The 11,833-nt window shown below is 37.4% G+C and carries 10 protein-coding genes (1 of these 10 running past the window's edge); 9 read left to right on the top strand and 1 reads right to left on the bottom strand.

Annotation, left to right across the window (positions count from 1 at the left end):
* The first annotated feature begins 11 nt into the window (after nucleotides 1-11).
* Nucleotides 12-1,370, top strand: a complete 1,359-nt coding sequence (locus LVD15_RS09090; RefSeq protein WP_233779979.1) for a M16 family metallopeptidase — start codon at nucleotides 12-14, stop codon at nucleotides 1,368-1,370.
* Between the two features lies 1 nt (nucleotide 1,371).
* Nucleotides 1,372-3,444, top strand: a complete 2,073-nt coding sequence (locus LVD15_RS09095; RefSeq protein ID WP_233779980.1) for a M16 family metallopeptidase — start codon at nucleotides 1,372-1,374, stop codon at nucleotides 3,442-3,444.
* Between the two features lie 91 nt (nucleotides 3,445-3,535).
* On the opposite strand, the gene LVD15_RS09100 is transcribed toward LVD15_RS09095, so the two are convergent.
* Nucleotides 3,536-5,263, bottom strand: a complete 1,728-nt coding sequence (locus LVD15_RS09100) for a M61 family metallopeptidase (RefSeq protein WP_233779981.1) — start codon at nucleotides 5,261-5,263, stop codon at nucleotides 3,536-3,538.
* 193 nt (nucleotides 5,264-5,456) lie between these two features.
* Between LVD15_RS09100 and rpmH the strand changes: the two genes are divergently transcribed.
* From rpmH to LVD15_RS09135, 7 genes are all read left to right on the top strand, one after another.
* Nucleotides 5,457-5,612: a 50S ribosomal protein L34 gene (gene rpmH, locus LVD15_RS09105; RefSeq protein WP_233779982.1), complete on the top strand. Its 156-nt coding sequence runs from the start codon at nucleotides 5,457-5,459 to the stop codon at nucleotides 5,610-5,612.
* 76 nt (nucleotides 5,613-5,688) lie between these two features.
* Nucleotides 5,689-6,087: a ribonuclease P protein component gene (rnpA, locus tag LVD15_RS09110; protein WP_233779983.1), complete on the top strand. Its 399-nt coding sequence runs from the start codon at nucleotides 5,689-5,691 to the stop codon at nucleotides 6,085-6,087.
* A complete protein-coding gene (locus LVD15_RS09115) occupies nucleotides 6,062-7,720 on the top strand; it encodes a S41 family peptidase (protein WP_233779984.1) in 1,659 nt (552 codons plus the stop codon). The genes rnpA and LVD15_RS09115 overlap by 26 nt, the downstream gene beginning before the upstream one ends.
* Complete coding sequence (tsaB, locus tag LVD15_RS09120) at nucleotides 7,721-8,401, top strand: tRNA (adenosine(37)-N6)-threonylcarbamoyltransferase complex dimerization subunit type 1 TsaB (RefSeq protein WP_233779985.1); 681 nt, start codon at nucleotides 7,721-7,723, stop codon at nucleotides 8,399-8,401.
* 27 nt (nucleotides 8,402-8,428) lie between these two features.
* A complete protein-coding gene (locus LVD15_RS09125; RefSeq protein ID WP_233779986.1) occupies nucleotides 8,429-8,947 on the top strand; it encodes a DUF2480 family protein in 519 nt (172 codons plus the stop codon).
* Between the two features lie 89 nt (nucleotides 8,948-9,036).
* Nucleotides 9,037-11,199 carry a M43 family zinc metalloprotease gene (locus tag LVD15_RS09130; RefSeq protein ID WP_233779987.1) on the top strand — a complete coding sequence of 721 codons (2,163 nt, stop codon included), beginning with the start codon at nucleotides 9,037-9,039 and terminating at the stop codon, nucleotides 11,197-11,199.
* Nucleotides 11,144-11,833: the 5' end (the start) of a T9SS type A sorting domain-containing protein gene (locus LVD15_RS09135; RefSeq protein WP_233779988.1), read on the top strand. The gene runs 1,287 nt beyond the window's last position; 690 of the gene's 1,977 nt are visible here — the first part of the coding sequence; its start codon is at nucleotides 11,144-11,146; its stop codon lies off the right edge, out of view. Before LVD15_RS09130 ends, LVD15_RS09135 begins: the two co-directional genes overlap by 56 nt.

Raw genomic sequence — 11,833 nt, forward strand, 5'->3', positions numbered from 1 at the left:
ACCTAAACAGTATGAGAAAAACGATAATGGTTTTTCTTGTAGGTCTGTCCCTTAGCTTAGGGGCATATGCACAAGAGAACAAAATTGAATTTACCGAATATGACTTGGATAATGGACTGCATGTAATACTGCATCAGGATCATAGCACTCCTATTGTAGCTGTAACTATGATGTATCATGTGGGTTCAAAAAATGAAGATTCTACCAGAACAGGATTTGCTCATTTTTTCGAGCACCTTTTGTTTGAAGGATCAGAAAATGTTGCTCGAGGAGAGTTTGATAAGTACATTACCAATGCCGGAGGAACCAACAATGCCAACACTTCTAATGATAGAACATTTTATTATGAGGTATTGCCTTCTAATGAGTTGAAGTTAGGACTGTGGCTAGAGTCTGAGCGTTTAATGCACTCTAAAATTGATGAAGTAGGAGTGGAAACGCAAAGAGAAGTGGTGAAAGAAGAAAAAAGACAACGCATCGATAATAAGCCTTATGGATCTATTTTGGCAGAAATCAGCAAGAGAGCTTATAAAATACACCCTTATCGCTGGACCACCATTGGCTCATTAGATCATTTAAATGCAGCCACTATAGATGAGTTTAGAGATTTCTATAAAACCTTTTATGTTCCGGAAAATGCGACCCTTTCTATTGCTGGTGATTTAGATATCGACCAGACAAAGGAATGGATAGAGCAGTATTTTGCAGGTATACCTGCAGGGGAAAAGGAAATTTCTAGACCTACAATTGTTGAGCCTGAGCAAAAGCAAGAGGTTAGAGATATTGTGTATGATAAAATTCAGCTGCCTGCTGTTATCCAGGCCTATCATATGCCAGCGCAAGGCACTGATGATTATTATGCTTTGAACATGCTTAGCACATTATTATCTGATGGCCAAAGTTCTCGCATGTATAAAAAGTTGGTAGATGAAGAGCAGAAAGCCTTACAAGTAGTGGCCATTCCGTTTGGCTCTGAAGACCCTGGTTTATACCTGGTTTTTGGGTTGGCTAATGTAGGAGTGGAGGCTTCTGAGCTTGAAAAGGGGATGGATTCTGAGATCGAAAGAGTAAAAAAGGAGCTTATTTCTGACAGAGAATTTCAGAAAATCAAAAATCAGGTAGAGAATGATATTGTTACAGAAAACAGTACCGTGAGCGGAATAGCAGAAAACCTGGCTAACTATCATGTGTATTTTGGTGATGCCAACCTGATTAATACTGAAATAGAAAAATACATGAAGGTGACCAAAGAAGACATCAAAAAGGTCGCTAACAAGTACTTGAACAAGCAGAATAGAGTAGTGCTTTACTACTTACCTGAATCTGCTAAAGAACAATCTGATAACGCTGAACCTAAAACCGATAAATAAAATGTTGACAAAATATATATCACTACTATTTACGTTTGTATTTGGTTCATCATTTTTGTTTGCACAGGTAGATAGAACCAAAGCACCTGAAGCAGGTCCTGCACCTAAAATACAAGTAGGAGAATACAAATCATTCGAACTGAAAAATGGCTTAAAAGTATTTGTGGTAGAAAATCATAAAATACCGAGAACTACTTTTTCTTTGATTTTCGATAATGATCCTATTCTTGAAAAAGAAAAGGCCGGCTATGTAACTATGGCGGGACAGCTCTTAAGGAGCGGAACTACTAATTACACTAAAGCGGAGCTAGATGAGGAGGTAGATTTTATAGGAGCTTCTTTAAGAGCCTCTTCTAATAGTGTATATGGCTCTTCATTATCTAAGCATACAGATAAGTTGCTTCAGCTGATGACTGATGTGTTATTTCACCCTGCCTTTCCTGAAGATGAGTTAGAGAAAATCAGAAAGCAGACCTTATCAGCCATAGCTGCAGGAAAAGAAAGTCCTAATGAGATAGCATCTAATGTGGAGGCTGTTTTAACCTATGGTAAAGACCACCCTTATGGAGAGCTTACTACGGAAGAAACGGTTGAAAATGTTACGGTGGAAGATATTAAGAATTATTACAATACTTATTTCAAACCTAACGTGGCTTATATGGCTGTAGTGGGAGATATCTCATTTAAGGATGCCAAAAAACTGGTAAAGAAATATTTTAATGATTGGGAAAAGGGAGATGTTCCTCAAGTCTCTTATGAGCAACCACAGGCTCCGGATCAAACTATGGTAGCTATGGTAGATAGGCCAAGCAGTGTACAGTCAGTTATTTCTGTTACCTATCCTGTAGAGCTTAAGCCAGGTCAGCCAGATGTGATCAAAGCATCTGTGATGAATCAGATTTTGGGTGGTGGTTTTTCTTCTCGTCTCATGCAAAACCTAAGAGAAGATAAAGCTTTTACATACGGAGCCAGGTCTTCTATTTCTAGTGATAAACTTATTGGTGGTTTCTCGGCTTCAGCTAGTGTAAGAAATGAAGTTACAGATAGCGCTGTATATGAATTCATGAAGGAGTTAAAGAAGATCAGAAATGAACAAGTAGAGCAAAGCGAGTTAGATGCAGCCAAGGCTTCTATTGTTGGTAGCTTTGCACGTTCTCTTGAGCAACCTTCTACTGTGGCTAGTTTTGCTTTGAACACCGCTCGCTATAATTTGCCGGAAGATTATTATCAGAACTACCTGAGAAATGTATCTTCTACCACTCTGGCAGAGGTAAAAGCTATGGCCGATAAATACATCAAGCCTGATCATGCTAATATATTGGTAGTTGGTAAAGCTTCAGAAGTAGCAGATAAGCTTAAGACCTTTGGTCCTGTGAAATACTATGATATTTATGGTAATGAATATGATCCGCAGGATAAAACGCAGGTGCCAGCAGGTCTCACTGCCGATAAGGTAATTGATAATTATATTAAGGCCATTGGTGGTAAGGCAGCTTTGAATAAAGTGAAGTCCATAAAAACAGTAATGGGAGCTGATATGGGTGGCCGATCAATCACTATTACATCCATTAAAAAAGAACCTAAAAAAGTGTTGCTGGAAGTAAGCATGGCGGGTAATGTTATGAGCAAACAAGTGGTTAATGGAGAGGAAGTTTCTGTGTCACAAATGGGTAATAATGTGCCGATTGATGAGACAGCAAAAGAACAATTGATGATAGAAGGCTACATATTTCCTGAAATGAAATATGAGGAACTTGGAGTAGAGACTAAACTTGCAGGAGTAGAAAAAGTGGAAGGTATTGATGCTTATGCAGTAGAGCTAACTTATCCTTCAGGCAATAAAGTTACCGAGTATTATGATGTGGAAACGGGTTTTAAAATTAGAGTGGCCAGAAACCTGGAAACACCACAAGGTACTGTAAATGTGGCTACTGATATGGGAGATTATAAAGAAGTATCGGGTGTGTTTTTTGCGCATTCTATAACTCAACCTATGGGAGCTATGAAGCTAAATATTCAGGCCTCAGAGATTCAGGTTAATCCTGAAGTGAGTGATGATATATTTAAACCTTGATAAAAAATAATACATAAGAATGGGCCGTCTCAGAAGTGGTTAATTAGTCTTTACGACTTGAAAAATTGCTTTTGAGACGGCCTTTTTATTGCTAAAATAATTCTACGCCAGTCCAGCCTTTAAAAGCAGCTTTTTGAGCCTCACTTGCATCAGCTTTTACATGAATTTTATATTGCGTGAAAAAACTTTGATCAGTACTGCTGACATTGATATTCAGCTGTTTGTTAAAGTTTCTACTAATTTCAAATGCATAGTTTCCTGCTTCGTATTTTGCAATATTTTCCAGGTCCATCGGCTCATTATTTACTGAAATAATTTCATCATTTAGAGAGAAATATTTCTCTCCAATTGATCCTGGAGCAATATGAACTATTTTCGGGTTAGCATTCGGCACCGTTGGGTTAGTAGATATTTTTAACCCGAAAAATCTTTCAAAAGGATTTTTGGCATCTGAAATGGTCAATTCACAGCCTACGTGTTGTAGAAGTTCATTAATCAGTTTTTCCTTGGGCGCGGTTCCGTGCACATGCGTTTTGAAGAATTCATCTAAACTCTCTCCATATAATTCCTCACATAAATTTTGAATATCTTTTGAGGTGTAGCCAATAGCCGTTTTTCCATGCTGCTTCCAAAGCATCACCATAATATCATCAAGCGAATACTTGTTGTCAGATTTTCTTCTCAGCATCAGGTCAAGGCATAGGGCTACCATAGCGCCTTCTACATATATCGAACTTTTTCTATCGGGAAAATTAAGTGCATATCCATCTATCCATAAGTCAATAGAAGAATCTACTACAGAGTAACTTAGCCTGCCAAAATTTGTAAAATGTCTTTTGAAAAGTAAGTTCAATTCATTGAAATAACTGTCTCTTGAGAATACACCACTTTTAGCTAAAAACAGATCTCCGTAATAAGTGGTAAACCCTTCAGCCACATAGCCTGTAGGGAATGTTACTTCTTTATTAAAGTCATAAGGTTGAAGCTCTTTAGGTCTTATTTTTATAATATTCCACGCATGAAATAGTTCGTGCGAGCTTACTCCTAGCAATTGATTATAAAGCTCTTCTTTGTCTTCAGTAACGCCAGGCCCTATTGATATTACCGTAGAATCATGGTGTTCTACCCCATGGTAAAATTTATAAGGTAGTAGGTGCAGTAGAAAGTGATAGGTGGGTTCGGGGAATTCACCCATAATTTCAATTTGCTTTTCACTGAATTTATAAAAGTGATCCTGTAGGGTAGCGGTATCAAGATTATGTTGTCCGCTGATCCAGATATGAAAAGCTGTACTACCTATTGTGTAAGTATAATGTTCCAAATTAGCAGAGGCTATCATAGGGCTGTCTACTAATTCGTAGTAATCTTTTGCTATTAAAATATTGTCTTTTTGCTCCAGGCCACAGGCAATTTCATACGAATGCGGTAAATCAAGAGCCACTTCACAAGAATCATTTATCGAATCTTTAGTGTAAATAAGGCAATTTACAAAATTGATATAGATAAGATCTTCATCAAAGTAGCTATTACCAGCATCCATTTTATAAGCCCAGTACTTATAGCGAACCTGTATCTCTCCAAGTCCTTCAGTAGCTACTTCCCAGGTGCTATGAGATGTCTTTACATACGAAACAGCATTTCCATGACCATCAATAATTTCGAAGTTTTTAATGTTTTTAGCATAATTAGTAGCTTCATAGCGCCCAGGTCGCCACATAGGAAGATATAGGCTTATGGACTTTTTATTTTCTGTTTTGATCTCAGCTTCAACCTCTATAAAGTGCTGTAGAGGGTTGGGAAATGATATATTATAACGCATTGATTCTTTTTTTTGTAAAAATAGACATATTACGAAGCGACATTAAGAAATTATTACTAAAATTGCTCTTTGTAACAAATCTCAGAAGGTAGTTTGCATTTGTGAAAATACTCGCTATCTTTGCAGCCCGGAAAAAATTAAAGTGAAGGTGACTCCTCTCTTTTTTAACTAAGAAGGATTAAAGTATATCAAAATGAAAAGAACATTTCAACCATCGCAAAGAAAAAGAAAGAACAAGCACGGTTTCAGATCTCGTATGGAGTCTGTAAATGGCAGAGCAGTGTTAGCTAGAAGAAGAGCTAAAGGCAGAAAGAAACTTACTGTTTCTGACGAGAAAACTCATAAATAATATTTTGAGCCAGCTTGCTGGTTTAAAGTATCCGTGTAAGTTGTTTTTTTCATTTGGCTGAAAAAAACCACTTGAGATGAGATTAAACACGTTTGGAAAGTCAGAAAGACTTTCCCAGAAGAAATATATCCAGGAACTCTTTTCACAGGGTTCCTCTTTTTATTTGTATCCATTTAAGGTCTTTTATAGGCCCTTTTCTGATATTGATGAAAATCAGGTACTCATAGCCGTTTCTAAAAGAAATTTTAAAAAGGCTGTAGACCGCAATAAGGTGAAACGCAGGGTTCGCGAAGCTTATCGTTTGAACAAGCCCCAATTCCAGGCTCCTGTGAAATTTCAAATTGCTTATATTTATACGGCTAAAGAAATTTTGCCTTTTCGTAATATCGAAAAGAAACTCATTTCTGTTAGCCAGCGTTTGAATAAAATGTCGACCTTAAAGCATAACAATGATGAAGAGACTACTAAAGGCTAAGATAATAATCCCTTCCCTGGCGCTTATCACCTTGGTTTCGTTTATGGCTCCTACTGAGCGATATTTCGAAATAGCCAAGAACCTGGATATTTTTGCCACATTATTTAAAGAGGTTAATGCCTATTATGTAGATGAGGTCGATCCTGATAAAATGATCGAAACAGGCATAGATGCTATGCTGGGCTCTCTTGACCCTTACACCAGTTATATTCCTGAAGATGAAATAGAAAATTTCAGAACCATGACTACCGGCCAGTATGCGGGTATAGGGGCTATGATTGGCAGAGTGGGAGACAAAACACTGATTACCATGCCTTATGAAGGCTTTCCTGCCTTTAAGTCTGGTTTGAGAATAGGAGATGAGCTCATTAATATCAATGGCCATGATGTGGAAGGAAAAAGTGTATCAGAAGTCAGTCTGTTGCTGAAAGGTCAGGCCAGGACAGATGTAGATGTTACTGTTAAAAGATATGGTGAGGAGAAGCCGCTTGATTTTCATATAAAGAGAGAAAAAATCACGGTGGATAATGTCCGCTATTCCGGATTAGTGTCAGAAGGAGTTGGTTATATCAAATTGGAAGACTTCACTACAGAGGCAGGTAAAGAAGTGGCTCATGCGGTCGAAAGCCTGAAGGAAAGTGGAGCAAAATCCATCATTCTAGATTTACGAAGCAATCCTGGGGGTCTACTGAGTGAAGCGGTTAATGTGAGCAATGTGTTTATAGATAAGCATAAGGAAGTGGTGTCTACTAAAGGAAAGGTCACAGATTGGAACAAAAGCTACAAAACGCTAAATAGCCCCGTAGATACTGAGATACCCTTGGTAGTACTTACTAATGGCGGGAGCGCTTCTGCTGCCGAAATAGTTTCAGGTGTTATTCAAGATTATGACCGAGGTATTCTAATAGGTACAAGAACTTTTGGAAAAGGACTTGTGCAAACCACCAGGCCGCTTAGTTACAATGCTCAGCTTAAGGTTACTACTGCAAAATATTATATTCCTAGTGGCCGCTGTATCCAGGCCCTTGATTATGCTCATAGAAATGATGATGGCTCGGTAAGTAAATTTGCTGATTCATTAAAAACTGAATTTAAAACTACTAGTGGTAGAGTGGTATATGATGGGCAGGGCTTAGATCCTGATATTAAAATTGATCATGAGTATTATGCCCCCATTACCATGAGTCTGGTTACAAAAGGGTTGGTCTTTAATTATGCTACCCAATATGCAGCTGAGCACAATGCCCCGGCTAATGCTAAGAATTTTCAACTTTCTGATAGTGACTATGACCAGTTTAAAAAATGGCTTAGTGATAAAAATTATGACTACACTACTAAGGTCGAAAAGGAAATAGATGCCTTGGAAGAGTCATCTAAAGAAGAGAAATATTATGAAGATATCCATAAGCAGTTAATGGATCTCAAAACAAAAGTGAAGCATAACAAGGAATTGGATCTGGAAACTTTTCAAGATGAAATTGCTCAGGCGCTGGAAGTAGAGATAGCAGCAAGATACTTTTATCAAAAAGGTGAAATCGAAGCTTCTTTCAGAAATGATGAAGATGTTCAAAAGGCCATTTCAGTTTTAAATGATTCACAGAAATACAAAAGCATACTCGCAGGAACTAACTAAATGTCATTAATACTAAGTATAGAAACAGCCACTCCTATCTGTTCGGTGGCTTTATTAAATCAAGGTGAAATTCTCGGTAGTCAGAACTTATATATTGAAAAATCACATTCAGGTTTATTGGCTCCTATTATTGATGCATTGGTGAAGCAGTGTGGTTATAAACTTTCAGATCTGGATGCAGTGGCAGTCTCTGGTGGCCCGGGATCTTATACAGGCTTGAGAATTGGCGTTAGCACAGCAAAAGGCATTAGCTTTTCATTAGACATACCTTTAATTAGTATCAATACTTTAGAGGCTATGGCCTACGGGATGAATCAGGTAAATTATACTAATGCACTTTTATGCCCAATGATTGACGCTCGCCGGATGGAAGTCTATTGCATGGTTGCAGATAATAGTTTGAGTCAAATACAAGAGACGGCACCCAAGATTGTTGATGAGTTAAGTTTTGTAGAATTACTTAATGAAAGAGAAATTATTTTTGCCGGTAATGGTGCAGGCAAATGCAGAACCGCGATAACTCATGAAAATGCCTCATTTATTGATCTGCCATTTATGAATGCTGAATATGTGGGTAAGTTGGCCTTTGAGAAATTTCAAGAACAAATATTCGAAGATGTAGCTTATTATGAGCCATTTTATCTTAAAGAGTTTCGAGTAACTCAACCTAAGAAGCGTTGAGGCCGTTCAATGTAAAAAAATAGAATTATGTCTGAAGAAACAGAAATTATTAATAGAGTAGCTAATAGTCCGTTAATAACCTTAGACCTTACTGACTTTATCGATAAATCGGAGAGAATGGTGTTTGATCTTAAAGACTGGTTATTTCAGGAAATGATTCTTAAAGAAAAGGATTTCCGTGGCTATGTAAAAGATCATGATTGGGCTCAATATGAGGGCAATCATGTAGCACTCACTTGTACTGCTGATGCTATTATTCCTTCATGGGCATATATGCTCGTCACTACCAAATTAGAACCATATGCTAAAACCGTAGCTTATGGAGATTTGACAGATTTAGAAAAACTGATTTGCACACATGCTATTGCGAAAATTGACGTTCAGCAATATCAAGATAAAAAAGTAGTAGTTAAAGGGTGCAGTGATTTGTTGGTTCCGGAGTTTGCTTATGTAGAAGTAACCCAAAAACTAAGGCCGGTAGTTTCTAGTATCATGTATGGCGAGCCTTGTAGTACCGTACCATTGTACAAAAAGCCAAAGAATTAATATTATATAATAATAGTTCTATGTTGAATTAGGTTTTAAGGACGGATTTTAGTTTATTAAACTCCATTTTTAATCTTAAAACCTAATCTATGAACCAAAATCTACTTTCCTGTCTGTTCGGCAGAATTATATTTTTTCTTTTCTTAATTACTCCTTTGTTTTCTCAAGGCCAGGAAAGAAAATGTTTTAGCTACGAATATGAACAACGTTTACGGAGTAAATACCCTCAGTTAAAGTCTATTGATGATTATGAAAAGGCTTTAAAAGACTTTTCTAAACAACGTAAATCATCATCTCAATACAGAGAGCCTGGAGATGTCTTTACCATTCCTGTCATATTTCATGTAATTCATAATGGTGAGCCAGTAGGCAGTGGAGATAATATCAGTGCAGCATTAATAGAGGCACAGATAGAACAGCTAAACTTCGATTATAGAAAAAGAGAAGGAACATTAGGCTATAATGATAACCCTGTAGGTGCTGATGTGCTGGTTGAGTTTGCGCCAGCATTAATTGGTGCAGATGGTCAAATACTGGAAGAACCAGGTATAAATAGAATTGATCGTAATGATATGGGCTGGAGCGCTCCTCCTTATGGGGTATGCACATCTTTTGGTCTCGATGAAACTTATATAGAAGAGGTAATAAAACCGGAGTCTGGCTGGAATGCTAATCAGTATCTTAATATTTGGATTATGGAGATAAACTGTAATATTTTAGGATACGCTCAATTTCCAAGTTTGGCACAACTACCAGGTATGGAAGATGATGAAGGACCAGCTTCAACGGATGGTGTTGTTTTATTAACCTCTACTGTAGGAGGTGAAAATTTAGCTAATCCTGATGGTGGAAATTTCAACATCGGTCGTACTGCAACTCATGAAGTAGGTCATTGGTTAGGGCTTAGACACATCTGGGGAGACGGAGGTTGTAGTGTAGATGATTATTGTGATGATACCCCAGCTGCAAGTGAACCAAATTATGGATGTTCAGAGCATGAAAGTTGTGGTTCAATGGATATGATTGAAAATTATATGGATTACACAGATGATGCCTGTATGAATATATTTACAGAAGATCAGAAATCCAGAATTGATATCGCACTTCTAAACTCTCCCAGAAGGGCGCAGCTCGAGTTTTCTACTGTGCATTTGGTTGCTTTTCCTAATCTTTTCATTAGTGAAATTGTAGATGGTACAGAAACAGCAGATTTGCCAAGGTTCGTAGAGCTCTATAATAGTAATACGGAAGCTTATGACTTGAGCGATGTATCACTTCGTATTTATTTTAATGGGCAAAGTGAGCATAGTGTTTCTATCGATATTCCAGAGGGCACTACCATAGAGCCCGGTGGTACATTTGTATTCTCTAAATCCGAGTTTGATGGCACTTGGGGCAGTAACTTTGCAGGAGTTACTCCAGATTTGATAGATGCAGATGTCAATGCTGATGGTAACGATGTGTATGAATTGTACGATAATAACCTGAATATGGCCATTGATGTCTTCGGTCAAGTTGGTATTGATGGCAACGGACAGGATTGGGATTATCAAGATGCACGAGCAGTAAGGAATAGTTATGTACTTACTGCTAATGCCGGTGTTTTTAGTTTTGTTGATTGGACTATCACATCTTATGATGCAGATGATAGCGACCCGGGAAACCATTTGGCGGAAATACCAGCGTTTGATGCTGCTATTGCTCGGATATCAGGAGTGGAGAATGGTGAAACCTATTTCTCTTGTGAAGGAGAAGTAACAGTATCGCCTGTGGTTGAAATTGAAAATCGAGGAACAGAAACTTTTAGTAGTATAGACCTGCTGATCAATCAAAATGGCAATGAAATACCTATTACGGCTAACTTTGAGGTGCTACAGCCTGGTGAAACAATTGCTTATAGTATGCCAGATATAGTTCATGCGGTAGAAGGTGAATTTAGTTATGCTGTTAGTATAGCAGAAGAAGATGGTAATCCTACTAATGATAATGAAGTTGAGGTCTCTTATATAATAGATATTTTTGAAAATACTACTGGATTGCAAGTAGTAACACAGACAGATGAATATCCTGAAGAAATTTCTTGGGCTATTCAAGATAATAATGGAAATGTAATCTTTTTCAATAATACATTTTCAGCTAATGACCTAGATATATCTGCTATATGCTTAGAAGACGGAGATTATACATTTATCCTATATGATTCTTATGGGGATGGTATTTATGATGGCTATAGCTCCCTTTTTTCTAGATGATAATACTGAAATAGTTACTATTCCTGGTGATCATCCTAATTTTGACGCTGGTTTCTTCGAAGATCCAGATAGTGTATTTTTTAATTTTTCTATTCCTTTTGTTAGTTCAACAGATCTTGGTGTAGTACTTGAGGAACCCGTTGCAGGAGAACTGTCCTTTTGTATAGATAAAGCAGCCGGTAGAGCATATGTAGAAAATAACGGAACTACTCTTATCACATCTATGGTTTATCAGTATGGTGTAGAAGAATTAGGACTTGAAGCTTATTCAATGGATAATTTGTTTTTCCGACCTGGAGAAATCATGTTTTTAGATTTGCCTTTGATTGACTTGGAAGAGGGAGTAAATACAGTGATTTTAGAAATTTTATCCGTTAATAGGGGAGATGATGATCAGGCCTCGAATAATATTAATAGTTCTGCAGTGAATTTTCAGAAAGAGGCAGGCGAGGGCTTTATATTAACTCTTAATACTGATAACTATCCCGAAGAAACTTCTTGGTATGTGTTAGATGATGAAGGTTCTATTGTATTTTCTAATGATGAGTTATATGCTAATATGCAAATGGAAACCCTGATGTGTTTGGCTGATGGTGATTATGATTTAATATTAGAAGATTCTTATGGTGATGGT

Source organism: Fulvivirga maritima, from assembly GCF_021389955.1.
GTDB classification, from domain to species: Bacteria; Bacteroidota; Bacteroidia; order Cytophagales; family Cyclobacteriaceae; genus Fulvivirga; species Fulvivirga maritima.

Bases quoted from the DNA above. Each gene is read 5' to 3' on its own strand.
- LVD15_RS09115 (WP_233779984.1), top strand. From the start codon at position 6,062: ATGATGAAGAGACTACTAAAGGCTAAGATAATAATCCCTTCCCTGGCG.
- LVD15_RS09125 (WP_233779986.1), top strand. From the start codon at position 8,429: ATGTCTGAAGAAACAGAAATTATTAATAGAGTAGCTAATAGTCCGTTA.
- LVD15_RS09090 (WP_233779979.1), top strand. From the start codon at position 12: ATGAGAAAAACGATAATGGTTTTTCTTGTAGGTCTGTCCCTTAGCTTA.
- LVD15_RS09095 (WP_233779980.1), top strand. From the start codon at position 1,372: ATGTTGACAAAATATATATCACTACTATTTACGTTTGTATTTGGTTCA.
- LVD15_RS09100 (WP_233779981.1), bottom strand. From the start codon at position 5,263: ATGCGTTATAATATATCATTTCCCAACCCTCTACAGCACTTTATAGAG.
- tsaB (WP_233779985.1), top strand. From the start codon at position 7,721: ATGTCATTAATACTAAGTATAGAAACAGCCACTCCTATCTGTTCGGTG.
- rpmH (WP_233779982.1), top strand. From the start codon at position 5,457: ATGAAAAGAACATTTCAACCATCGCAAAGAAAAAGAAAGAACAAGCAC.
- LVD15_RS09130 (WP_233779987.1), top strand. From the start codon at position 9,037: ATGAACCAAAATCTACTTTCCTGTCTGTTCGGCAGAATTATATTTTTT.
- rnpA (WP_233779983.1), top strand. From the start codon at position 5,689: ATGAGATTAAACACGTTTGGAAAGTCAGAAAGACTTTCCCAGAAGAAA.